We start from the raw sequence: 23,406 nt of genomic DNA, 5'->3' as shown, positions 1-23,406 counted from the left end.
TCAAGTTAGCCGCGATAAAAAAGGGTTATAACAGATTTAGTCTGATTGCTTTTTTCATATTCACCTGCATGATACTGCTATTATTATTTATAACTGACAGGATTTCTGCATGGCTATCTGTCAACGCATCACAGCAACCCTGTTCACGGCACTGACGGCCGGACTGCTTCTGGTCTCAGAGGCACTTGCGCTGTCTCCTCAGGAAGAGACACGGGTGGAGAATTTACTGACTGCGGTCGGGAAGCAGGAACAACTGATTTTTATCCGCAACGGCAGTGAGCATAATGCCGCCGACGCGGAATCGCATCTGCGCCTGAAATTAAGTAAAACGAAAAAACGTCTGAAAACCGCAGAGCAGTTCGTGGATAAAGTGGCGTCAGGATCTTCTGTCAGCGGTAAACCGTATCAGGTGAAACTGCCGGGCAACGACCCGGTGGATGCAAAAATTTACCTGACTGAGTTGCTGACTGAAACAGACAAAGCCGCCGCGGCAAAAACAGAATAAAAATGCAGTCAAAAAAACAGAACGAAAAAGGGCAGAAATATTATTTCTGCCCTTTTCATTTTAATCAGTCAGTTGATTATTCACTGAATTCTGCCGCCTGATCCGCTTCCAGCTCAATAATTTCGCGGACAACACTGGTGGCGAAACTGCCGGCCGGCAGGAAAAAGGATAAACGGACGGTTTCATCATCCATCCATTCCGATGTGAAATCTTCCGGATACAGCATCAGCGCACGACGGGCATTATCTGCCCCCTCTTTCGCCGCCAGCTGCCACAGAGACTGCCACGGTGCCAGTTGCTCCGTTTCAAACGCCAGTGCCGCATCCTGCGTTCCCAAATCACTCTTACCCGGTAACGGTGCGGTAATACGCAGTTCACGGTTATCCAGACGCTGCTGTACATCCGCCAGCTCATCCGCCTGAACCGCAAACCAGCTGCCGCGACCGGCGAGTTGTACCGCATCTCCCTGCAATACCGTTGCCTGAAGATGTTGTGTCAGACGCGCGTCCGTCACGGCATTAAACATCGCACTGCGGGCCGCTGAGAGATAAAAACCGCGTTTGCTGCGATCTTTCACACTGATTTCGCCGTCAGCCCAGCGCCGGGCAAAATACAGGTTCTGTCCGTTGCGCCCGAAACGCTGCTCACCGAAATAATTCGGCACCCCGGACTGTGCAATCTGTTGCAGACGCTGTTCTGTCGCGGCACGATCACTGATCCGGCGCAGCACAATGGTAAAGTGGTTACCTTTCAGTGCGCCGATCCGCAGTTTCCGTTTCTGGCGGTTAACCGCCAGCACATCGCAGCCTTCAAGCTGCATCTGCGTGAAATCCGGTGTTTCTTTTCCCGGCATCTGCAGACAGAACCACTGTTCGGTGACGGCATGGCGGTCTTTCAGTCCGGCGTAGCTGACAGCACGGGCGGCGATTTTGGCGAATTTCGCCAGTTCTTCCGCCACAAACCGCGTATTACAGCCGGTTTTCCGGATGCGGACCATCACATGTTCGCCGTCACCGTCCGGTTCAAAGCCCAAATCTTCCTGTACCAGAAAATCTTCCGGCTGTGCTTTCAGTACACCGGTTGCCGCCGGTTTACCGTGAAAGTAACTGACCGGGAGACTCATGCTTCAGCCTTCACAAGTAACGCCACAGCCTCACAGGCGATCCCTTCTTTGCGGCCGGTAAAACCGAGTTTCTCGGTGGTGGTGGCTTTCACATTGATATCATCCATATGGCACTGTAAATCTTCCGCCAGATTCACACGCATCTGCGGGATATGCGGCAGCATTTTCGGTGCCTGGGCGATAATCGTGACATCCAGGTTACCCAGCCGGTACCCTTTTTCCTGAATACGGCGGAAAGCTTCACGCAGCAGCACACGGCTGTCCGCACCTTTATAGGCAGGATCGGTATCCGGGAATAATTTACCGATATCCCCCAGCGCCGCAGCGCCCAGTAATGCATCAGTGGCGGCATGCAGGGCGACATCACCGTCGGAATGCGCCAGTAATCCCTGCTCGTAAGGAATGCGGACACCCGCAATCACAATCGGGCCTTCACCGCCGAAGGCATGAACATCAAAACCGTGTCCGATTCTCATCATGTTGTCTGTTCCTTATTGTTATTGGACAGGTAGAACCCGGCAAGTGCGAGATCTTCCGGCTGTGTGACTTTAATATTGTCCGCCCGGCCGGGCACCAGCAAAGGCTGATAGCCGCAGAACTCCAGTGCGGAAGCTTCATCGGTGATCACCGCCTTCTGAGACAGCGCCTGTTGCAGACAGGTGCGCAGCAGATGAAGCGGGAAAAATTGCGGGGTCAGTGCATGCCAGAGCTGTGTGCGCTCAACGGTATGATCAATACCGGTATATCCGGCAGATGTTACCCCCCGCTTCATGGTATCGCGTACCGGTGAGGCCAGAATCGCGCCCTGCACGCGGTTATCAGTCTGAGTGTCAGACATAACCGCCAGCAGCCGGTTCAGATCGGATAACTGCAAACAGGGGCGTGCAGCATCATGCACCAGTACCCAGCTGTTTTCCGGAGTATGATCCGCGAGATAGTCGAGACCCGCCAGAACAGAATCCGCGCGCTCGCCGCCGCCGGTGACCGTCCGGATACGCGGATGATGCGCCACCGGTAATGTACTGAACACCGTATCGTGCGGATGCAGCGCCACCACCACCTGCGTAATACGCGGGTGTTCCAGCAGAATAGCGAGTGTGTGTTCCAGAATGGTTTTTCCGGCAATCATGAGGTATTGCTTGGGGCATTCGCACTGCATCCGGGTACCGATACCGGCAGCCGGGATCAATGCCGTGACCGGAGCATCATCAGAAATACCGGATAAGTCCGGTGCCGGTTGTGAACCGGTCATTGCGGAAGAAAGTATTGTCATAGCGATTAGTTACTGCGACTTTGTGACTGCGCATTCTGCTGAGTCCGTTTTTCGGACAGGACACGGTAAAAGCTTTCGCCGGGCTTGATCATGCCTAATTCACTGCGTCCGCGTTCTTCGATGGCTTCAAGCCCGTCATTCAGATCGCCGATTTCAGCAAATAACTGCTCATTACGGGCTTTGAGCTTCACATTTGCCTGTTCTGATGCAACAACATCTTCACTGACCAATACATAGTCGTGAATACCGTTTTTCCCCAGCCACAATGAATATTGCAGCCAGCCCAGAATAACCAAAAGTAATAGCGTCAGTTTGCCCATCACTGCCCCCGAAAAGATCGGCTAATCTTCCCATAAGATCGGCGCGGATGCTACTGTTCCGTCCGTTATTCGGACAGAAGATCAGTAAACATCCCGCTGATAACGCTTTGCTGTCCGTAATCCGTTCAGAAAAACCAGCGCTTCTTCTGCTGACAGAGCTCCTTCACTGCGGATAATACCCAGCAGCGCGGCATCAACATCCTTTGCCATCCGGAAGGCATCCCCGCACATATACAGATATGCGCCCTGCTCCAGCCAGCGCCAGACCGTTTCCCGCCTTTCTGCGAGTTTATCCTGCACATAAACCTTCTGCGGCTGATCCCGCGACCAGGCGGTTGTCAGTTCTGTCAGTACGCCCTGACGCACAAAATCCGTCAGTTCCGCCTCATACAGAAAATCACTTTTTTCATGCGGATTGCCGGTGATCAGCCAGTTTTTCCCGCCGGACTGCTGTGCCGCCCGTTGCTGAAGAAAAGCACGGAACGGCGCAATACCGGTGCCGGGCCCTATCATAATCACCGGTCTCTCAGGATCTTCCGGCAGGCGGAAGTGGTCATTATGCTCAATAAAACAGGCGACGGTGTCCCCGGGCTGCAACTGGTGAGTCAGATAACGGGTTGCTGCGCCGTAACGGGCGCGTCCGTCTGTGCTGTACTCCACCACACCAGCGGTCAGATGCACCTCATCCGGTGAAACCAGCGGCGAAGAGGAAATGGAGTACAGACGCGGCATCAGCGGAGGCAGGCAATCGGCCCAGGCCTGTGCGGAGGTCTGTACCGCAAACTCACGGACCATATCCGCCACCGGTCTGCGCTGCGCATACGCCGTCAGCTGCTGCGGGTCCGCAATCATATCCAGCAGTTCCGGTGCATTACTGAGACGGGCATACGCCGCCACAACCGGTGCACTGTTGATGGTCAGTTCACACTGTGTCAGCAGAGCCTCACGCAGAGAATACGATTTTCCTTTCAGCGTAACGCGTTCATTACCATCAAACCAGAGCAGTCCCAGCAGCTCACTGACCAGTTCCGGACTGTTTTCCGGATACACTCCCAGCGCATCACCGGTCTGATAGCGTAATCCGGTGCCGCTGATATCCAGCACCACCTGACAGACATGCTTTTCCGACGCCGGAGCGGTCAGCCGCACAACACGGCGCAGAACCGCAGACTGTGGTTTGTTACGCTGATGCGGCTGTGAATCAATCTGCACCACGGTATTGTGAACAAAGCGGCGGAGTTTTTCCTCATCCGCAGGCTGCGTCAGGTTCAGCAGTTCAGGGAGCAGCTGAGAGATCCAGTTATCTGCGGTGGTCTGATAATCACTGTCAGCTTCCGCCCGCGGCAGAAGCCGCTGAGCACCGAGAGCGCGGAGACGGTTGTCAAAATTCTTTCCGGCCTGACAAAACTGCGGATAAGCCCGGTTTCCCAGCGCCAGTACCGCATAGCGGGTATCTGTCAGTAAAGGTGCCTGAACGGAATGAAGAAAATGGAACAGCGGCAGGGCTTCTTCCGGCGCATCCCCGTCCCCGGTAGTCGCACAGATCAGAACCACCAGCGGGGATCCGGGGAACCCGGTGAGTGAGATATCCCCGGCATTCACCAGCCGTACCGCCCGCTGCGCACTGAATAACTGATCGCGAAGAGATTCCGCAACGCGCCGGGCATTGCCGGTCTGGGAGGCAGCGATCAGCAGAATATCCGCAGCTTCCTGTATCGCCGCAGGCTGCGTTTCCTCTGCCCGCTCACGGCACCAGCCAGATAACCAGTTCAGTTGTCCGGAGGTAAGGGTATGAAGTAACGGTTGCAGTTTCTGCCAGTCAGGCGCGGAGAGCGGACAGGTTGTGGTCGGCGATGTCATAGTAAACCCGGTAAATGAGTGTATTCGTTATTATTCTGACGTTCCAACATAGAGAAAAGAGCGCGATTTGTCGATGCCGGAATAACACAGGGGTTCTGTTATTTATCTGTCACTTTGCTGTTTTTTGGTAACATTTTCACTGAATATTGCGTAAAATGGCGCTTTTCATCCGCTATATCGTCATTATCCGGAGAGAGTTATGACCACCACGATTTTTAAAGAGTTCCAGTTTGAAGCCGCCCACCACCTGCCGCACGTACCGGAAGGCCATAAATGCGGGCGTCTGCACGGACATTCATTCCTTGTCCGCCTGGAACTGAGTGGTGAAGTGGATGCACATACAGGCTGGCTGATCGACTTCGCCGAGGTAAAACAGGCGTTCAAACCGATTTATGACCGTTTGGATCACCACTATCTCAATGAGATCCCGGGGCTGGAAAATCCGACCAGCGAAGTGCTGGCTGAGTGGATCTGGCAGCAGACCAAACCGCTGCTGCCGATGCTGAGTGCCGTGCTGGTCAAAGAGACCTGTACCGCCGGTTGTGTTTACCGCGGTGAATAATCAGGCAATATTGAGATATTTGTGAGTCTGCATCGAGAAACGCCAGTTTCGCGCGATGCAGGTTTCAATACAGAGTGCGGTTGCAGCCGGTTTCTGACTGATCGGCTGCAATGCCACCACCGGATGTTTATCCCCCGGCAGTTTTGCCAGCAGTAAATCCAGTTCATCAATATCCCGCTGCCGCCCGACCGGGTGTTTGACCTCATCAGCCCGCAGCAGAGAAGGTGTCAGCACATCATAACCGCCGCGCATATTCACTTTCGGGGACACCGTCACCCAGGTGTTTTCACTGCACTGCACCGGTTGTGTGCCGCTGGTTTCAATCTGGCATCCGTAACCCCGCGCTTCCAGTATCGCTGTCAGAGGCCGCAGGTCATATAAACACGGTTCACCGCCGGTGATCACCACATGCCGGGCGGTATAACCTTTCGCCTCAAACTGCATAATAATGCTGTCAGCATCCAGAGAAGCCCAGCGGTCATCTTCCTGTTTTTTACTCATCATATCTTCCGCTGAGCAGGCTTTTTCCGGCAGTTGTTCCCAGGTATGTTTGGTATCACACCAGCTGCACCCGACAGGACAGCGCTGTAAGCGGACAAAAATCGCCGGGACGCCGGTAAAAACGCCTTCCCCCTGCAATGTCTGAAAGATTTCGTTAATAGGGTATTGCATCACTCATCTGTTCCTTACGTTTAAGACTGTATTATTGCAGATAATTATCCCGTCAGCATGACTCTTTATGTTAAAGTACCGGGTTGACTCTGACCGCGTTTCACATCAGTAAAAACGCTGCTAATCACGACAGCGACAGGATTAATACATGAAAGAAAATAATACGGCGCTACGACGGGGGCTTACGGGGCGGCATATCCGCTTTATGGCTCTCGGTTCGGCGATAGGCACCGGCCTGTTTTACGGCTCGGCGGCCTCTATTGAGCAGGCGGGTCCTGCTGTTCTGCTGGCCTACCTTATCGGGGGTGCGGCAGTCTTTATGGTGATGCGTGCACTGGGCGAAATGGCCGTTCACCATCCTGTCCCGGGTTCATTTTCACAATATGCCAGCCATTATATGGGACCGCTCGCCGGCTTCCTCACCGGCTGGAACTACGTTTTTGAAATGCTGATTGTCTGTCTTGCGGACGTCACCGCTTTCGGCTTCTATATGAAACTCTGGTTCCCGGATGTCGATCAGTGGATCTGGGTTCTGGGGATCGTCTGTTTCATTGGCGCGCTGAATTTATGTCACGTGAAGATATTCGGGGAGATGGAGTTCTGGCTCTCGATTATCAAAGTGACCGCGATTATCGCCATGATTGTCGGCGGCGCCGCAATTATGCTGTTCGGCTTCGGCCAGGAAACCGCACATCCTACCGGTATCAGTAACTTATGGGAATTCGGCGGCTTTATGCCGAACGGGATAAGCGGGGTCATAGCTTCACTCGCCATTGTGATGTTTGCCTTCGGCGGTATTGAAGTTATCGGTATTACCGCCAGCGAAGCGCAGAATCCGGAAAAAACTATTCCGAAAGCGATCAACGCAGTACCGCTGCGTATTCTGCTGTTCTATGTGCTGACACTGTTTATTCTGATGTGTATCTTCCCGTGGAACCAGATCGGCCATAACGGCAGCCCGTTTGTGCAGATTTTCGAGAAACTGAATATCTCTTACGCGGCCAATATTCTGAACCTGGTGGTGATCACCGCAGCGGTATCAGCCATTAACAGCGATATCTTCGGCGCAGGCCGGATGATGTACGGTATGGCGCAGGAAGGTCAGGCGCCGAAATCCTTTATGAAGCTCACCAAAAATGGTGTGCCGTGGATGACCGTTCTGGTGATGAGTGCGGTTCTGCTGGTCGGTGTGGTTCTGAACTACCTGATCCCTGAAAAAATCTTCATCATTATCGCTTCTATTGCAACATTCGCAACCGTATGGGTCTGGCTGATGATTCTGTTATCTCAGGTGGCAATGCGCCGCAAGATGAAACCGGAAGAGGTCAAAACCCTGAAATTCCCAGTACCGATGTGGCCGGTCGCACCCGCTCTGACCATTGCCTTTATGGTCTTTGTCATTGCACTTCTGGGTTACTTCCCGGATACCCGCGTAGCATTGATGGTGGGAATTGCCTGGGTGCTGATCCTGACAGTGGGTTATTTTGCCGGTGTAAAAAAACGGGCATAAACAGATAACATACTGTTCAGAAAACAATAAACCGGGTGAATAAAACACCCGGTTTTTTTATATCCTGTTATCAGGGTTCACTGTCAATACGCTGAATGCGGGAGCCCATAATCTGTAATGTTCTGAGCACCATATTAATACCTTTAAGCGTATCCTGATCTTTCAGTAACTTATAGGTATTACGGAAATTGTACTTTTCATCACTGTACATCATTTCCATTTTAGCCTTATTCAGCGCCAGCCCGCTTTCCCACAGCAGTGCAATACCGGACTCCGCATTATCGGCCAGTTTATTGACTTCATTTTTACCGATAATATCAACCAGATCCGATACCAGGGACAGCAGATCGATCACATTATCAAAGCGGTTCAGCTGCATTAATACCGCCAGTTTTTCCGCTGTCTCTGCGGATAATTCGGGTTTTGGTGCAGCAGCGTGTTCATTCATTTGTTCTGTTGCAGACATTGCTGTTTCCTCCGTTATACCAGGCCACGAACGGTTGACCAGTACAAACCGCGGTTAAAACCGGTACGCAGCAGGCCGCCCAGTTTTGTTGCCGGTGTCGGTAACACATCATGCTTATAATCATACTGGAGCGGCATCCCCGCATTCAGTCCCATCTGCGCGACCGCCTGAACCCGTCCGTCATAAATAGCCGTGGTATAGCCGAAACGCATCTCGCCGATAATATTATCCACCACGACAGTTGACTGATTATGGCAACTACCCGCCGCTTTACTGATCGGCAGATCCACGGTATCCCCGAGGACATAGACATTTTTCAGCCCGTACACCTGCAACGTTTCCGGATCTGTCGGCAGCCAACCCTCTTCCGGGTCGCCGTCGGATAATCCGGTATTACGTACAGATTCCACCGCAGAAATCGGCGGTGTGCCTATCAGCAGATCAAACGGCTGCTCTTCGCCTTCTTTGGAGTAAGCAATCTTTTTCTCAGGGCAAACCCGCTCCAGCGTAAAGCCACGCTGTGCCTGAATATTGCGTTCCTGAAAAACAGACGGGAGTACTTCACAAACATCTTTTTGCATAAACAGGCAGTTACGCAGAAGTTGCGATACGGTCGGATAGGTATAAACGATTTCGATATCCTGACGGACACGGCGCTGGCGGAAATAATCATCCAGCATCAGCGTGGTTTCCATCGGAGCGATGCCGCACTGGTGAGGTACATTCGGGGTATTCGGGAAAGAAACAGTAATAAAAATCCGCCCTTTTTCAAACTTAGCCAGTTTTTCAGCCAACTGACGGGCGGGTTGGTACTGATAGAAATGATCGGCCGCTTCTTTCATTCCGGAAATCCGGTCAGGTCGCGGCTGACAACCAGTTGCGATTACGAGGTAGTCATACCCGTATTTGGTACCGTTTTTTCCCTGCAACGTCTGGGATGCGAAATCAAAATGCTCAACACGGTCATGAATAAACTGAATTTCAGGGCGAAGCAGAGAGCGTTGCGACTTGCGTAATTCTTCTTTCAGATACAGATTAAAAGCAACATACATAAACGCAGGTTTATAATAGTGCCATTCACTGTCCGAAATCAGGACAACTTCCACTTTCTTCTGATAAATATCATTTAACAGCTTTCTGGTCAGAATATTTGCGACCATCGTGCCGCCGGCACCGCCGCCAACAATAACAATACGCTGCATTTAGTTTCTCCGGTTAATTATTTAACATTAAAATTAAATAAATGACACACAACACCAACACGGAGTTAACTATAGCAGTTAGTTAATCATTCTTACTTATATAATCTATACTTATATATTATTTTTTTGATACAAAGCGAATTATTGAAATTCTGCTATCAAAGGATGGTGATCTGAAGCATCTGTCTGCATAACATCCGATGAAACCAGTTTAAATCCGCGATAGAACAGATAATCCAACGGATGACCAAATGCTTTGGTACGGATATCATGCGGAAACAGTACTTCTTTCAGTCCCTGGGCACGGGCAAAACGCTTCAGGGCATTCATTCGCTGTCTGCTCCAGGCATTAAAATCACCGCCGAGAATAACCGGTCCGATATGGCAGCGGATCTGAGAGCCAACCGTATTCAGCTGCCGCCGGTAAACATCCACACCAAAACTGAAATTAATAGCATGGACATTAATCACCATCAGCTGACGGCCGTCAGGAAGCGGATATACCGTTACTAATGCAGACTTAGGCAGACGCAGTAACGGCTCTTTCTGCTGCAACGGACAACAATAAATCGGATGAGAGGTTGCCAGTGTCATCACACCGGAAGGATGCTGCTGAAAGTGCAGCGCGGGAACCTGATCGGCAACCAGCTGATGTTTGCCCGCCAGGCTGACCAGTTCAGGAGAGGGTTGTGCTTCCTGAAGCAGGACCAGTTGTGTGTCATGCAGAATACGATCAAGTGTTTTACGCCAGTCAGGACGCTGTTGTTTGTAGATATTCCAGACCACAACCCGGATAGTTTTATCCGGTGCGGATAATGGTAAACCAACCGGTAATCCGTTACCCAGCATGTCTGCTGACATCGGGCGGATTTGTCGTGCCGGATGCCCTGCGACATACCGGACGGACCAGTTTTTTTTCTCTTTCAACGCTGACCCCGATACTGTTTGCTTCTGTCCGCCACTATCTTAGCAAAATTTGGTTCATGCTATCCGGTTCAGAACACGTATTCAGGTGAAAAAGATATTTTTTCTTTTCGCCCAAACGCAAAAAAGCCACCCAAAGGGTGGCTTCTTCACTTAATAATAACCTGGCGGTTCCCTACTCTCACATGGGGAGACCCCACACTACCATCGGCGCTACGGCGTTTCACTTCTGAGTTCGGCATGGGGTCAGGTGGGACCACCGCGCTACGGCCGCCAGGCAAATTCATTTAATCCAAAACAAGCTTTTCATAATGAATGACTCTGTCGTCTCTTCACTATGCTGAAAAATCTCTTCGTCTCTCAACTCAAAACACCTTCGGTGTTGTCAGGTTAAGCCTCTCGGTTCATTAGTACTGGTTAGCTCAATACATCGCTGCACTTACACACCCAGCCTATCAACGTCTTAGTCTCAAACGTTCCTTCAGGATCCTTAAAGAATCAGGGAAGACTCATCTCGAGGCAAGTTTCCCGCTTAGATGCTTTCAGCGGTTATCTCTTCCGCACTTAGCTACCGGGCAATGCAATTGGCATCACAACCCGTACACCAGTGGTGCGTTCACTCCGGTCCTCTCGTACTAGGAGCAACCCCTCTCAATCTTCCAGCGCCCACGGCAGATAGGGACCGAACTGTCTCACGACGTTCTAAACCCAGCTCGCGTACCACTTTAAATGGCGAACAGCCATACCCTTGGGACCTACTTCAGCCCCAGGATGTGATGAGCCGACATCGAGGTGCCAAACACCGCCGTCGATATGAACTCTTGGGCGGTATCAGCCTGTTATCCCGGAGTACCTTTTATCCGTTGAGCGATGGCCCTTCCATTCAGAACCACCGGATCACCAAGACCTACTTTCGTACCTGCTCGAGCCGTCACTCTCGCAGTCAAGCTGGCTTATGCCTTTGCACTAACCGCATGATGTCCGACCATGCTTAGCCAACCTTCGTGCTCCTCCGTTACTCTTTGGGAGGAGACCGCCCCAGTCAAACTACCCACCAGACACGGTCCCCGACCCGGATTACGGGTCTGGGTTAGAACATCAAACGTTAAAGGGTGGTATTTCAAGGTCGGCTCCGTGCAGACTGGCGTCCACACTTCGTTGCCTCCCACCTATCCTACACATCAAGGCTCAATGTTCAGTGTCAAGCTATAGTAAAGGTTCACGGGGTCTTTCCGTCTTGCCGCGGGTACACTGCATCTTCACAGCGAGTTCAATTTCACTGAGTCTCGGGTGGAGACAGCCTGGCCATCATTACGCCATTCGTGCAGGTCGGAACTTACCCGACAAGGAATTTCGCTACCTTAGGACCGTTATAGTTACGGCCGCCGTTTACCGGGGGCTTCGATCAGAAGCTTCGCTTGCGCTAACCTCATCAATTAACCTTCCGGCACCGGGCAGGCGTCACACCGTATACGTCCACTTTCGTGTTTGCACAGTGCTGTGTTTTTAATAAACAGTTGCAGCCAGCTGGTATCTGCGGCTGGCTTCAGCTCCGTGAGTAAATCACTTCACCTAATGCCAGCGTGCCTTCTCCCGAAGTTACGGCACCATTTTGCCTGGTTCCTTCACCCGAGTTCTCTCAAGCGCCTGAGTATTCTCTACCTGACCACCTGTGTCGGTTCGGGTACGATTAATGATAACCTGGAGCTTAGAGGCTTTTCCCGGAAGCAGAGCATCAATCACTTCACCACCGTAGTGGCTCGTCGTCACGCCTCAGTGTTAACAACCGACCGGATTTGCCTGGTCAGTCCACCTGCACGCTTAAACCGGGACAACCGTCGCCCGGATGATTTAGCTTTCTCCGTCCCCCCTTCGCAGTTACCACCAGTACGGGAATATTAACCCGTTGCCCATCGACTACGCTTTTCAGCCTCGCCTTAGGGGTCGACTCACCCTGCCCCGATTAACGTTGGACAGGAACCCTTGGTCTTCCGGCGTGCGGGTTTTTCACCCGCATTATCGTTACTTATGTCAGCATTCGCACTTCTGATACCTCCAGCAACCCTCACAGGTCACCTTCACAGGCTTACAGAACGCTCCCCTACCCGCAACAATATTTACATATCGCTGCCGCGGCTTCGGTGCATAATTTAGCCCCGTTACATCTTCCGCGCAGGCCGACTCGACCAGTGAGCTATTACGCTTTCTTTAAATGATGGCTGCTTCTAAGCCAACATCCTGGCTGTCTGAGCCTTCCCACTTCGTTTCCCACTTAATTATGACTTTGGGACCTTAGCCGGCGGTCTGGGTTGTTTCCCTCTTCACGACGAACGTTAGCACCCGCCGTGTGTCTCCCGTGATAACATTCTCCGGTATTCGCAGTTTGCATCGGGTTGGTAAGTCGGGATGACCCCCTAGCCGAAACAGTGCTCTACCCCCCGGAGATGAATTCACGAGGCGCTACCTAAATAGCTTTCGGGGAGAACCAGCTATCTCCCGGTTTGATTGGCCTTTCACCCCCAGCCACAAGTCATCCGCTAATTTTTCAACATTAGTCGGTTCGGTCCTCCAGTTAGTGTTACCCAACCTTCAACCTGCCCATGGCTAGATCACCGGGTTTCGGGTCTATACCCTGCAACTAAGACGCCCAGTTAAGACTCGGTTTCCCTGCGGCTCCCCTATTCGGTTAACCTTGCTACAGAATATAAGTCGCTGACCCATTATACAAAAGGTACGCAGTCACACCATAAAGGTGCTCCCACTGCTTGTACGTACACGGTTTCAGGTTCTTTTTCACTCCCCTCGCCGGGGTTCTTTTCGCCTTTCCCTCACGGTACTGGTTCACTATCGGTCAGTCAGGAGTATTTAGCCTTGGAGGATGGTCCCCCCATATTCAGACAGGATAACACGTGTCCCGCCTTACTCATCGGACTCACAACACCAGTGCTTTCAGATACAGGGCTATCACCTGCTGTGGCCAGCCTTTCCAGACTGTTCTCTTAACACTGATACTGATTAAGGTCCTGGGCTGCTCCCCGTTCGCTCGCCGCTACTGGGGGAATCTCGTTTGATTTCTTTTCCTCGGGGTACTTAGATGTTTCAGTTCTCCCGGTTCGCTTCATTACCCTATGTATTCAGGTAATGATAGTGTGACGAATCACACTGGGTTTCCCCATTCGGAAATCGCCGGTTATAACGGTTCATATCACCTTACCGGCGCTTATCGCAGATTAGCACGTCCTTCATCGCCTCTGACTGCCTAGGCATCCACCGTGTACGCTTATTCGCTTAACCTCACAACCCGAAAGTGTCTTTCTGTACGGGTCGCTGCGCGTCATAATTTCTTTGTCGGGCGGTGCTCGCAATGCTCACATACCTGAGTATGCTCCGCTTGCTGTGCGCCGGCCTTCGCGAAATTATTTAGCTCGCTTCCCCTCGAAAGTGAGTACTTTCAAAGTTGTTCGGCTGAGAGACTCATCAATATTACCTCGGTGATAATATTGATTGTTTCAATTTTTCAGCTTGTTCCGGATTGTTAAAGAGCATAATTGTTAAGCTGACTCTTGAATCAGCTTAATCATTATTTGCAGATGACTTTCACTCACCCGCGCAGACTGGCGTCCCCTAGGGGATTCGAACCCCTGTTACCGCCGTGAAAGGGCGGTGTCCTGGGCCTCTAGACGAAGGGGACATTAGTCAGCTTCGCAGACGCTCTCTGCTCATTTTCTATCAGACAATCTGTGTGAACACTCACATTCCAAATCAACTAGGTAAGGAGGTGATCCAACCGCAGGTTCCCCTACGGTTACCTTGTTACGACTTCACCCCAGTCATGAATCACAAAGTGGTAAGCGCCCTCCCGAAGGTTAAGCTACCTACTTCTTTTGCAACCCACTCCCATGGTGTGACGGGCGGTGTGTACAAGGCCCGGGAACGTATTCACCGTAGCATTCCGATCTACGATTACTAGCGATTCCGACTTCATGGAGTCGAGTTGCAGACTCCAATCCGGACTACGACGTACTTTATGAGTTCCGCTTGCCTTCGCAGGGTCGCTTCCCTTTGTATACGCCATTGTAGCACGTGTGTAGCCCTGCTCGTAAGGGCCATGATGACTTGACGTCATCCCCACCTTCCTCGGTTTATCACCGGCAGTCTCCTTTGAGTTCCCGCCATCACGCGCTGGCAACAAAGGATAAGGGTTGCGCTCGTTGCGGGACTTAACCCAACATTTCACAACACGAGCTGACGACAGCCATGCAGCACCTGTCTCAGAGTTCCCGAAGGCACCAAAGCATCTCTGCTAAGTTCTCTGGATGTCAAGAGTAGGTAAGGTTCTTCGCGTTGCATCGAATTAAACCACATGCTCCACCGCTTGTGCGGGCCCCCGTCAATTCATTTGAGTTTTAACCTTGCGGCCGTACTCCCCAGGCGGTCGACTTAACGCGTTAGCTCCGGAAGCCACGCCTCAAGGGCACAACCTCCAAGTCGACATCGTTTACAGCGTGGACTACCAGGGTATCTAATCCTGTTTGCTCCCCACGCTTTCGCACCTGAGCGTCAGTCTTTGTCCAGGGGGCCGCCTTCGCCACCGGTATTCCTCCACATCTCTACGCATTTCACCGCTACACATGGAATTCTACCCCCCCCCTCTACAAGACTCTAGCTGACCAGTATCAGATGCAATTCCCGGGTTAAGCCCGGGGATTTCACATCTGACTCAATCAACCGCCTGCGTGCGCTTTACGCCCAGTAATTCCGATTAACGCTTGCACCCTCCGTATTACCGCGGCTGCTGGCACGGAGTTAGCCGGTGCTTCTTCTGTCGGTAACGTCAATTGTCAAGGTTATTAACCTTAACACCTTCCTCCCGACTGAAAGTACTTTACAACCCGAAGGCCTTCTTCATACACGCGGCATGGCTGCATCAGGCTTGCGCCCATTGTGCAATATTCCCCACTGCTGCCTCCCGTAGGAGTCTGGGCCGTGTCTCAGTCCCAGTGTGGCTGATCATCCTCTCAGACCAGCTAGGGATCGTCGCCTAGGTGAGCCGTTACCTCACCTACAAGCTAATCCCCATATGGGTTCATCTGATGGTGCGAGGCCCGAAGGTCCCCCGCTTTGGTCCGGAGACATTATGCGGTATTAGCTACCGTTTCCAGTAGTTATCCCCCTCCATCAGGCAGACCCCATACATTACTCACCCGTCCGCCGCTCGTCAGCAGAGAAGCAAGCTTCTCCCTGTTACCGCCCGACTTGCATGTGTTAGGCCTGCCGCCAGCGTTCAATCTGAGCCATGATCAAACTCTTCAATTAAAAGTGTTTGATGCTCAAAGAATTAAACTGTTTACTGCTGCTTATTTCTAAGCTGCTGTATTGGTCACTCTTCAAGACTTCTCAAAAATAATATTTTTTGTGATATGTCCTGCGAGTGCCCACACAGATTGTCTGATAAATTGTTAAAGAGCAGTTGCAACATTCGCTGCCGTTGCCGGTCTTCTGCGTTGTTGCGAGGCTGCGTATATTACGCTTTCCTCATTCGGTGTCAAGTATTTATTTCAGACTTTTCACCTTGTTATCTCAGCGGACTCAGCGTCCTGTGCCGTGACAACGGATGCGAATTATAGGGAGTTTTCATCTGACCGCAAGGGTTAATTTCAATTTTTTTTCCGTTCGCAGATAAAACACCCAATCAGGTTATTTTTTAGGTGATTTTGCGCTTTTTTGTACGGGTTTCAGCAGTGCAGGCAGATCTGCAATACTGTTAATCACAATATCTGCCGCCGCTTCAGCGTCTTTTGTTACCGGTTTTCCGGTACGTACCAATACGGTTGTACCCACTTCAGCTGCACGTCCGGCCAGCATATCGTCAAGTTTATCTCCTACCATATAAGAGTTACCCATATCGATCTTCAGGTGTTTCTGCGCATCCAGCAGCATACCCGGTGCCGGTTTGCGGCAGTTACATACCTGACGAAACTCTTCAACTGTGCCTTCAGGATGATGAGGACAATAATAGATACCATCCAGATCAACGCCGCGATCCGCCAGAGACCAGTCCATCCACTCGGTCAGATGCATAAACTGATCTTCGGTAAACATACCCCGGGCGATACCTGACTGATTTGTGACTATGATTAAGGCATAGCCCATCTGTTTGATGGCCTGCATTGCTTCAATCGCGTTTTCGATAAACCGGAAATCATCAATCTCATGGAGATAGCCGGTGTCTGCGTTAATGGTGCCGTCTCTGTCCAGAAATACTGCGGGGATACCCATGGTTACACTCTTAGTCCGTCATCAATAATGTATTTAGTATCGCTTATTTGATGAGGAATGAGAATGCGGCCTGATAACTAAATCCTGTTGACTTAGCCGTCCAGACATCTTAACATCCGAAAATCATCTGGTGAACAACCAGTTTCACGTAACAAGGTAATAATAATTACATGATAAAGCTGACGAATATAAATAAGGTTTTTCAGCAGGGTCATCGCGAAATACAGGCACTTTCTGATATTAACCTGCACGTCCCGCAAGGGCAGATTTACGGAGTGATCGGTGCTTCCGGCGCCGGAAAAAGTACGCTTATACGCTGTGTGAACATGCTGGAACGGCCGACATCCGGACAAGTACTCGTCGGCGACCGTGATCTCACTAAGATGAACGATAAAGAGTTAACCCGTGCCCGCCGCGGCATCGGCATGATTTTTCAGCATTTTAATCTGTTATCTTCCCGCACCGTGTTCGGGAACATCGCTCTGCCGCTGGAACTTGATCGCGTCCCGGCTGCAGAAATTGAAAAACGGGTTGTGAAACTGCTTGATCTGGTCGGCCTGACCGACAAGCGGGATGCTTACCCGGCGAATCTGTCCGGTGGTCAGAAGCAGCGTGTTGCCATCGCCCGTGCGCTGGCAAATGAACCTGAGGTTTTGCTGTGTGATGAAGCCACCAGCGCACTGGACCCGGCAACCACCCGTTCGATTCTGGAGCTGCTGAAAGATATCAACCGCCGGCTGGAGTTAACTATCCTGCTGATCACCCATGAAATGGATGTGGTAAAACGCATTTGTGACCAGGTGGCGGTTATCAGCGGCGGACAGCTGATTGAACAAAATACGGTGAGTGAAGTGTTCTCTCATCCGAAAACCCCGGTGGCGCAGGCATTTATTGAGTCTACCCTGCACCTGGATGTACCGGAAGATTATCTGGCACGGCTGAAGCCGGAACCGGCGGAAGGACTGGGACCACTGCTGAAACTGGAGTTTGGTGGTCAGTCCGTTGATGCGCCGCTGATCTCGATTGCGTCACGCAAGTTCAATATTGATATCAGCATCCTGAGCTCTCAGATGGATTATGCGGGCGGTGTGAAATTTGGTGTCATGCTGGCAGAGCTGGACGGCAACAGCCCGCAGGATGTTGAAGCGGCCATTGATTTTCTGAAAGAACACCACGTAAAAACAGAGGTTCTCGGTTATGTCTGAAGGAATGATTTTACTGTTGATTAAAGGCATCTGGGAAACCCTGGTCATGACATTTGCATCCGGTTTCCTGGGATTTTTAATCGGCCTGCCGGTGGGGGTACTGTTATATATCACCCGTTCGGGTCAGATTGCAGATAATAAAAGCCTGTACCGGATACTGTCCGTACTGGTCAATATTTTCCGTGCGATCCCGTTCATTATCTTACTGGTGTGGATGATTCCGTTTACCCGGTTAGTTGTTGGTACATCTATCGGGTTACAAGCGGCGATTGTTCCTCTGACTGTCGGTGCGGCACCGTTTATTGCCCGCATGGTGGAAAACGCCCTGCTGGAGATACCGTCAGGTCTGATCGAAGCATCCCGCTCAATGGGTGCCACACCACTGCAGATTGTCAGCAAGATCCTGCTGCCGGAAGCGTTACCGGGACTGATTAACGCAGCGACTATTACGCTGATCACACTCGTGGGTTACTCTGCGATGGGTGGTGCAGTTGGTGCCGGCGGGTTAGGTCAGATTGGTTATCAGTATGGTTATGTCGGATATAACGCTGTTGTTATGAATACGGTATTGGCATTGCTGGTTGTTTTGGTCTTTATTATTCAGGTATGTGGTGATCGCCTGGTTAAAGCGGTAACCCACAAGTAAAACACTCTCCGCGCCGCACTGACTGCGAACGCGTATTACACAGAACGAGGAAAGAAAAGATGGCTTTTAAATTAAAATCGCTTGTCGTTGCCGGGGCTTTGCTGGGTTCATTAGTACTGGCGGGTTGCGGACAGAATGAAAAAGATCCGAAAAGTGTCAAAGTCGGCGTGATTGTCGGTGCTGAACAGCAGGTGGCGGAAGTGGCGAAGAAAGTTGCCAAAGACAAATACGGTCTGAATGTCGAGCTGGTTACTTTCAATGACTATGTCATGCCGAATGAAGCGCTCAGCCGTGGTGATATCGACCTGAACGCATTCCAGCATAAGCCGTACCTGGATCAGCAGATTAAAGATCGTAACTATAAGTTAACCACTGTAGGTAATACCTTTGTTTATCCGATTGCCGGTTATTCAAAGAAAATCAAATCACTGGATGAATTACAGGACGGTGCTCAAATCGCCCTGCCGAATGACCCGACCAACCTCGGCCGTTCACTGCTGTTATTACAGAAGCAGGGATTGATCAAACTGAAAGAAGGCACCGGTCTGCTGCCGACCGTTCTTGATGTGGCTGAAAACCCGAAAGGTCTGAAACTGATTGAGCTGGAAGCCCCGCAGCTGCCACGTTCACTGGATGATAATAAGATCGACCTGGCCGTGATCAACACGACCTACGCCAGCCAGATCAATTTAACCCCGGCTAAAGACGGCTTATTTGTCGAGGATAAAGATTCACCTTACGTCAACATTATTGTCTCCCGTGAAGATAATAAAGACAGCGAAGCTGTGAAACAATTTGTTCAGGCGTATCAGTCAGATGAAGTCTTTAACGAAGCAGATAAAGTCTTCAACGGCGGTGCGGTGAAAGGCTGGTAAAAGACAGGGAATTCAGAATAACCTCTAAATCCTTTTCTCTTTAATCAAAGAATATTACACTGAGGGTGAACAATTGTTCACCCTTTTTGTTTTGCTATGAACATGAAATGCTCTCTTATAAATAATAATACTTCATCTTCTCTTACTTTTCTGTTTTGTACAGCCAGAGGATTTCTTTCCATGCGAGTGCTTATTATCAGCCTGCTTGCTCTTCTTATGGCGGGATGTTCTTTCCGTCAGAGTCATTCTGAGCAGGAACAAGCGCAATATGCCGATATGCGGCTGAAAAAACCGGCCGGTAAAAAAGCCAAATCAACATCCGCAGCATCACGCGTCAAACTCTATACCCGCCCGGAAGAATTGCTGGGTAAACCTTTCCGTGACCTTGGCGTGGTTTTGGGTCAGAATTGCCCGGAAGCGGCAAAATCTGCACAGTCCGGTATTCCGGCAGCCCGGAAGCAAATGCTGTACCGGGCCGGAAAACTGAAAGCAGATGCCGTGTTACTCCATCAGTGTGCCGTGACACCCGCGCAGGGTTGTAAGCAACTGACGGTATGTGAAGGTACTGCGATTAAGGTTGATGATGTCTGAGTTTTCATTTTCCCCCGTTGGTTTTATCCGCTCACCGTGGCAGGAAAAATTTGCGATCCCGCGCCAGCCCGGGCTGGTTGAGGACGGAACAGGGGAGCTGCACTTTGTTGCACCCTATAATCACGCCGATTGCGTGCGCGGACTGGAACAATTCAGTCACGTGTGGGTTATCTTTGTCTTCCATGATATTCCGGCAGGCAGCTGGCGTCCGCTCGTACGTCCGCCGCGCCTTGGCGGTAATGCCAAAATGGGCGTGTTTGCCACCCGCTCCACTTTCCGCCCGAATCCGATCGGAATGTCGCTGGTTGAACTGAAAGAAGTCTGTTACGACGGCGATACCGCCTACCTTTCTCTCGGTAGTCTGGATCTGCTTAACGGCACACCCGTGCTGGATATCAAACCCTATCTGCCTTATGCTGAATCCGTCCCCGGAGCACTGGCCGGTTTTGCTCAGGAAGAGCCCCCGGCGGATATGCCGATCGTATTCAGTACTGCGGCACAGCAATTCATAACGGCTCAGGCCGCACAATATCCTGATCTGGCCCGTTTTATCACTCAGGTACTGGCGCAGGACCCGCGCCCGGCGTATAAAAAACAACAGGCTGACGATAAAATCTATGCCGTCCACCTGCTGGATTTAAATGTCCGCTGGCATATCCGTGATGGCGTAACCGAAGTCATCAGTCTGGAAAAACGCTAAAACGCGATTCCCCTCTTTTGGGGCGCGGCAGTCACTGGTAAACTGTCAGGCTTAATTTCACTTCTGCGCAGAATACCTCTGCGATAAGACATGTTTGTCGTTCTAATGGAACCTAAATAATGCGTACTACCCAATATCTGCTCTCTACTCTGAAAGAGACCCCTGCTGACGCCGAAGTGGTCAGTCATCAGCTGATGCTGCGCGCCGGGATGATCCGTAAACTTGCCTCAGGTCTGTACAACTGGATGCCGACCGGTGTCCGCGTATTACGCAAAGTTGAGAAGATCGTGCGTGAAGAGATGGAAAATGCCGGTTCGCTGGAAATTTCCATGCCGGTCGTTCAGCCCGCAGATTTATGGCTGGAGAGCGGACGCTGGGAACAGTACGGTCCGGAGCTGCTCCGTATCACCGATCGCGGCGATCGCCAGTTTGTACTGGGTCCTACGCACGAAGAAGTGGTCACGGATATCATCCGTAACGAAGTGACATCTTATAAACAGCTGCCGCTGAATGTGTTCCAGATCCAGACTAAATTCCGTGATGAAGTTCGTCCGCGTTTTGGCGTGATGCGCTCCCGTGAATTTATCATGAAAGATGCATACTCTTTCCACCTGACTCAGGATTCACTCCAGGAAACGTACGATACGATGTATCAGGCGTACAGTAAGATCTTCAATCGTATCGGGCTGGATTTCCGTGCGGTAATGGCAGATACCGGCTCTATCGGCGGAAGTGCATCCCACGAATTCCAGGTACTGGCACAGAGCGGCGAAGATGATGTTATTTTCTCCTCTGAATCAGATTACGCAGCCAATATTGAGCTGGCAGAAGCGGTCTGCAATATCACTGAGCGCCCTGCGCCGCAGAAAGCGATGGAACTGGTTGATACACCAAACGCGAAAACTATCGCGGAGCTGGTTGAACAGTTTAATCTGCCGGTTGAAAAAACCGTCAAAACCCTGATCGTTCACGGCAGCAAAGAGAGCGGTCACAAACTGGTTGCACTGCTGGTGCGCGGCGATCACGAACTCAACGAAGTGAAAGCGGAAAAACACCCGCTGGTTGCCGCTCCGCTGGAATTTGCAACCGAAGAAGAGATCCGCGCAGCCCTGAATGCCGGTCCGGGTTCACTGGGACCGGTTAATCTGCCGCTGCCGGTGGTGGCTGACCGTACCGTTGCCATGATGAGTGATTTCGGTGCCGGTGCAAATATCGACGGCAAACACTATTTCGGTATCAACTGGGAGCGTGATGCCGCTCTGCCGGAAGTCGCTGATATCCGTAATGTGGTCGCCGGTGACCCGAGCCCGGACGGCAAAGGCACACTGATGATCAAACGCGGGATTGAAGTCGGTCATATCTTCCAGCTCGGTAAAAAATATTCCGAAGCACTGAAAGCGACAGTTCAGAATGAAGCCGGTCACAATGAAGTCGTCTTTATGGGTTGTTACGGCATCGGGGTGACCCGTATTGTCGCAGCAGCGATTGAGCAGAACTTCGATGATCGCGGTATTATCTGGCCGGATGCCATTGCTCCGTTCCAGGTTGCGCTGCTGCCGATGAATATGCACAAGTCTTACCGCGTGAAAGAAGTGGCGGAGAAACTCTACGCAGACCTGACCGCTCAGGGTATTGAAGTGATCTTTGATGACCGTAAAGAGCGTCCGGGTGTGATGTTTGCGGATATGGAACTGATGGGTATCCCGCATACTATCGTTATCGGCGATCGTAACCTCGACAGCGGTGTGGTGGAATACAAATACCGCCGCAGCGAAGATAAATCCCTGATCGCACTGGATGATATTGTCAGTGTGCTGAAAGAGAAAATCATTACTGCCTGATTATCAGCGCGGTGAATGCAAAAAGGCTGAACATTTGTTCAGCCTTTTTTATTTCTGCCGGATTCCGGAGAACTTACTGACAGCTGCGTGATTTATCCAGTACAGATTTACCGGTCTGAATCAGCGCCTGATCAAACTGACCGTCTTCCATGGACGGACGGATGGTGTAATACCCTTCCACTTCCAGATAGACCGGTTTGCCGCCTTCGACACCCAGCTTACCGTAACCCTGCTCTAAACCAATATTGCCCGGCACCGAGTAAACCACGCCGGTCTGACAATCTTTAAAGGTTGCCGCATCGGCCATATAGCGGTATTCGCCTTTCAGCTGTAACGGTTTCACCATTTTCAGGGTGTAGTTCATGTCTGATTTAACCGGATTGCCGTCAATATCCAGCATCACCAGCGATTTATCCTGCGGATCATAATAAGCACGCTGCCCGGCGGTATCGGTCAGACGCAGTTTTTCGCCGTCTTTCGCCCAGGTCCCGGTTTCAAAGAAGGTCTGGTTGCCGTCACGGGTTTGCAGATAAGTGCGCTGCATAACATAAGTGCCGTCACCTTCCAGTAAAACGGTCACATCCATGCCGGAGCAATCCGCACACGGAACCACGCCGTTATACGCACGATCAAGAACATGGACTTCCGGTGCCGGTGGCACAACGACTGTCGAACTACAGGCCGTAATGCTGAAAATACCTGCTGCCAATAAGAGTTTTGTTAGATTTTTCATGTATTCCCCCTGAACATCTGATGAGGTAATGTTAGCAAAAGGATTGTCAGTTTTTGTATATTCATACGTTTTCAGACAATTACGCATTTTTATTTTTAAATTGGCAATGATTTTATCCA

At 51.1% G+C, this 23,406-nt stretch carries 20 protein-coding genes, 1 tRNA gene and 3 rRNA genes; 9 read left to right on the top strand and 15 right to left on the bottom strand.

The window, feature by feature from the left end; translation table 11 throughout:
• The first annotated feature begins 109 nt into the window (after positions 1-109).
• Positions 110-505 carry a DUF5329 family protein gene (locus JC793_RS02925; protein WP_052926983.1) on the top strand — a complete coding sequence of 132 codons (396 nt, stop codon included), beginning with the start codon at positions 110-112 and terminating at the stop codon, positions 503-505.
• A gap of 76 nt (positions 506-581) precedes the next feature.
• Here the strand turns inward: JC793_RS02925 and truD are convergent, their stop codons facing one another.
• The 5 genes from truD to JC793_RS02900 all read right to left on the bottom strand — a co-directional run bounded on the left by truD (position 582) and on the right by JC793_RS02900 (position 5,081).
• Complete coding sequence (gene truD / locus JC793_RS02920; RefSeq protein WP_218427436.1) at positions 582-1,628, bottom strand: tRNA pseudouridine(13) synthase TruD; 1,047 nt, start codon at positions 1,626-1,628, stop codon at positions 582-584.
• Positions 1,625-2,104 (bottom strand): 2-C-methyl-D-erythritol 2,4-cyclodiphosphate synthase, encoded by a 480-nt coding sequence (gene ispF / locus JC793_RS02915; protein ID WP_024472856.1) that lies wholly within the window; start codon positions 2,102-2,104, stop codon positions 1,625-1,627. The genes truD and ispF overlap by 4 nt, the downstream gene beginning before the upstream one ends.
• On the bottom strand, positions 2,104-2,880 hold the full coding sequence (ispD, locus tag JC793_RS02910) for a 2-C-methyl-D-erythritol 4-phosphate cytidylyltransferase (protein WP_218428334.1): 777 nt from the start codon (positions 2,878-2,880) through the stop codon (positions 2,104-2,106). The genes ispF and ispD overlap by 1 nt, the downstream gene beginning before the upstream one ends.
• A 26-nt stretch (positions 2,881-2,906) precedes the next feature.
• Positions 2,907-3,221 (bottom strand): cell division protein FtsB, encoded by a 315-nt coding sequence (gene ftsB, locus JC793_RS02905; RefSeq protein ID WP_046891963.1) that lies wholly within the window; start codon positions 3,219-3,221, stop codon positions 2,907-2,909.
• Between the two features lie 81 nt (positions 3,222-3,302).
• Positions 3,303-5,081, bottom strand: coding sequence for a diflavin oxidoreductase (locus JC793_RS02900; RefSeq protein ID WP_218427434.1), 1,779 nt, complete (start codon positions 5,079-5,081; stop codon positions 3,303-3,305).
• 199 nt (positions 5,082-5,280) lie between these two features.
• On the opposite strand from JC793_RS02900, the gene queD reads away from it, so the two are divergent.
• A complete protein-coding gene (gene queD / locus JC793_RS02895; RefSeq protein ID WP_046891961.1) occupies positions 5,281-5,643 on the top strand; it encodes a 6-carboxytetrahydropterin synthase QueD in 363 nt (120 codons plus the stop codon).
• Here the strand turns inward: queD and queE are convergent, their stop codons facing one another.
• Positions 5,644-6,315 (bottom strand): 7-carboxy-7-deazaguanine synthase QueE, encoded by a 672-nt coding sequence (queE, locus tag JC793_RS02890; RefSeq protein ID WP_218428332.1) that lies wholly within the window; start codon positions 6,313-6,315, stop codon positions 5,644-5,646.
• Positions 6,316-6,463: 148 nt separating this feature from the next.
• Between queE and JC793_RS02885 the strand changes: the two genes are divergently transcribed.
• Positions 6,464-7,825: an amino acid permease gene (locus JC793_RS02885; protein WP_046891959.1), complete on the top strand. Its 1,362-nt coding sequence runs from the start codon at positions 6,464-6,466 to the stop codon at positions 7,823-7,825.
• A gap of 70 nt (positions 7,826-7,895) precedes the next feature.
• Here the strand turns inward: JC793_RS02885 and JC793_RS02880 are convergent, their stop codons facing one another.
• The 8 genes from JC793_RS02880 to gmhB all read right to left on the bottom strand — a co-directional run bounded on the left by JC793_RS02880 (position 7,896) and on the right by gmhB (position 16,696).
• Positions 7,896-8,291, bottom strand: coding sequence for a hypothetical protein (locus JC793_RS02880; RefSeq protein ID WP_052926987.1), 396 nt, complete (start codon positions 8,289-8,291; stop codon positions 7,896-7,898).
• 14 nt (positions 8,292-8,305) lie between these two features.
• A complete protein-coding gene (locus tag JC793_RS02875) occupies positions 8,306-9,493 on the bottom strand; it encodes an NAD(P)/FAD-dependent oxidoreductase (RefSeq protein ID WP_046891958.1) in 1,188 nt (395 codons plus the stop codon).
• Positions 9,494-9,634: 141 nt separating this feature from the next.
• Positions 9,635-10,354: an endonuclease/exonuclease/phosphatase family protein gene (locus tag JC793_RS02870; protein WP_247717357.1), complete on the bottom strand. Its 720-nt coding sequence runs from the start codon at positions 10,352-10,354 to the stop codon at positions 9,635-9,637.
• A 225-nt stretch (positions 10,355-10,579) separates the two neighbouring features.
• Positions 10,580-10,695, bottom strand: a 5S ribosomal RNA gene (gene rrf / locus JC793_RS02865).
• Between the two features lie 108 nt (positions 10,696-10,803).
• A 23S ribosomal RNA gene (locus JC793_RS02860) occupies positions 10,804-13,711 on the bottom strand.
• A gap of 321 nt (positions 13,712-14,032) precedes the next feature.
• A tRNA-Glu gene (locus JC793_RS02855) sits at positions 14,033-14,108 on the bottom strand.
• Between the two features lie 80 nt (positions 14,109-14,188).
• Positions 14,189-15,733 (bottom strand): 16S ribosomal RNA (locus JC793_RS02850).
• The 16S, 23S and 5S rRNA genes sit together here with 1 tRNA gene alongside, the layout of an rRNA operon.
• 381 nt (positions 15,734-16,114) lie before the next feature.
• A complete protein-coding gene (gene gmhB, locus JC793_RS02845) occupies positions 16,115-16,696 on the bottom strand; it encodes a D-glycero-beta-D-manno-heptose 1,7-bisphosphate 7-phosphatase (RefSeq protein ID WP_166707010.1) in 582 nt (193 codons plus the stop codon).
• A 170-nt stretch (positions 16,697-16,866) separates the two neighbouring features.
• On the opposite strand from gmhB, the gene metN reads away from it, so the two are divergent.
• From metN to proS, 6 genes are all read left to right on the top strand, one after another.
• Positions 16,867-17,901 (top strand): methionine ABC transporter ATP-binding protein MetN, encoded by a 1,035-nt coding sequence (gene metN / locus JC793_RS02840; protein WP_046892800.1) that lies wholly within the window; start codon positions 16,867-16,869, stop codon positions 17,899-17,901.
• Positions 17,894-18,547, top strand: coding sequence for a methionine ABC transporter permease MetI (locus tag JC793_RS02835; RefSeq protein ID WP_166707009.1), 654 nt, complete (start codon positions 17,894-17,896; stop codon positions 18,545-18,547). Before metN ends, JC793_RS02835 begins: the two co-directional genes overlap by 8 nt.
• Before the next feature lie 59 nt (positions 18,548-18,606).
• On the top strand, positions 18,607-19,422 hold the full coding sequence (locus JC793_RS02830) for a MetQ/NlpA family lipoprotein (RefSeq protein ID WP_107680621.1): 816 nt from the start codon (positions 18,607-18,609) through the stop codon (positions 19,420-19,422).
• Positions 19,423-19,602: 180 nt separating this feature from the next.
• On the top strand, positions 19,603-20,013 hold the full coding sequence (rcsF, locus tag JC793_RS02825; protein ID WP_052926363.1) for an Rcs stress response system protein RcsF: 411 nt from the start codon (positions 19,603-19,605) through the stop codon (positions 20,011-20,013).
• Positions 20,006-20,713 (top strand): tRNA (N6-threonylcarbamoyladenosine(37)-N6)-methyltransferase TrmO, encoded by a 708-nt coding sequence (gene tsaA, locus JC793_RS02820; RefSeq protein WP_218428330.1) that lies wholly within the window; start codon positions 20,006-20,008, stop codon positions 20,711-20,713. Before rcsF ends, tsaA begins: the two co-directional genes overlap by 8 nt.
• Positions 20,714-20,832: 119 nt before the next feature.
• The gene (gene proS / locus JC793_RS02815) at positions 20,833-22,554 is read left to right on the top strand and encodes a proline--tRNA ligase (RefSeq protein WP_107680623.1); all 1,722 of its coding nucleotides are present in this window, start codon (positions 20,833-20,835) and stop codon (positions 22,552-22,554) included.
• A 73-nt stretch (positions 22,555-22,627) separates the two neighbouring features.
• Here the strand turns inward: proS and nlpE are convergent, their stop codons facing one another.
• Positions 22,628-23,287, bottom strand: coding sequence for an envelope stress response activation lipoprotein NlpE (gene nlpE, locus JC793_RS02810; RefSeq protein WP_046892806.1), 660 nt, complete (start codon positions 23,285-23,287; stop codon positions 22,628-22,630).
• Positions 23,288-23,406 lie beyond the last annotated feature (119 nt).

The organism is Morganella morganii (assembly GCF_019242955.1).
Lineage (GTDB): Bacteria > Pseudomonadota > Gammaproteobacteria > Enterobacterales > Enterobacteriaceae > Morganella > Morganella sibonii.
The sequence above is the reverse complement of the archived record's forward strand: the minus strand, read 5'-3'. Positions and strand labels throughout refer to the sequence as shown.

Coding starts and splice junctions, on each gene's coding strand:
- JC793_RS02835 (WP_166707009.1), top strand. CDS start 17,894: ATGTCTGAAGGAATGATTTTACTGTTGATTAAAGGCATCTGGGAAACC.
- JC793_RS02870 (WP_247717357.1), bottom strand. CDS start 10,354: ATGTCAGCAGACATGCTGGGTAACGGATTACCGGTTGGTTTACCATTA.
- queD (WP_046891961.1), top strand. CDS start 5,281: ATGACCACCACGATTTTTAAAGAGTTCCAGTTTGAAGCCGCCCACCAC.
- JC793_RS02900 (WP_218427434.1), bottom strand. CDS start 5,081: ATGACATCGCCGACCACAACCTGTCCGCTCTCCGCGCCTGACTGGCAG.
- JC793_RS02830 (WP_107680621.1), top strand. CDS start 18,607: ATGGCTTTTAAATTAAAATCGCTTGTCGTTGCCGGGGCTTTGCTGGGT.
- ispD (WP_218428334.1), bottom strand. CDS start 2,880: ATGACCGGTTCACAACCGGCACCGGACTTATCCGGTATTTCTGATGAT.
- nlpE (WP_046892806.1), bottom strand. CDS start 23,287: ATGAAAAATCTAACAAAACTCTTATTGGCAGCAGGTATTTTCAGCATT.
- JC793_RS02885 (WP_046891959.1), top strand. CDS start 6,464: ATGAAAGAAAATAATACGGCGCTACGACGGGGGCTTACGGGGCGGCAT.
- tsaA (WP_218428330.1), top strand. CDS start 20,006: ATGTCTGAGTTTTCATTTTCCCCCGTTGGTTTTATCCGCTCACCGTGG.
- proS (WP_107680623.1), top strand. CDS start 20,833: ATGCGTACTACCCAATATCTGCTCTCTACTCTGAAAGAGACCCCTGCT.
- gmhB (WP_166707010.1), bottom strand. CDS start 16,696: ATGGGTATCCCCGCAGTATTTCTGGACAGAGACGGCACCATTAACGCA.
- queE (WP_218428332.1), bottom strand. CDS start 6,315: ATGCAATACCCTATTAACGAAATCTTTCAGACATTGCAGGGGGAAGGC.
- rcsF (WP_052926363.1), top strand. CDS start 19,603: ATGCGAGTGCTTATTATCAGCCTGCTTGCTCTTCTTATGGCGGGATGT.
- JC793_RS02880 (WP_052926987.1), bottom strand. CDS start 8,291: ATGTCTGCAACAGAACAAATGAATGAACACGCTGCTGCACCAAAACCC.
- JC793_RS02925 (WP_052926983.1), top strand. CDS start 110: ATGGCTATCTGTCAACGCATCACAGCAACCCTGTTCACGGCACTGACG.
- metN (WP_046892800.1), top strand. CDS start 16,867: ATGATAAAGCTGACGAATATAAATAAGGTTTTTCAGCAGGGTCATCGC.
- ftsB (WP_046891963.1), bottom strand. CDS start 3,221: ATGGGCAAACTGACGCTATTACTTTTGGTTATTCTGGGCTGGCTGCAA.
- ispF (WP_024472856.1), bottom strand. CDS start 2,104: ATGAGAATCGGACACGGTTTTGATGTTCATGCCTTCGGCGGTGAAGGC.
- truD (WP_218427436.1), bottom strand. CDS start 1,628: ATGAGTCTCCCGGTCAGTTACTTTCACGGTAAACCGGCGGCAACCGGT.
- JC793_RS02875 (WP_046891958.1), bottom strand. CDS start 9,493: ATGCAGCGTATTGTTATTGTTGGCGGCGGTGCCGGCGGCACGATGGTC.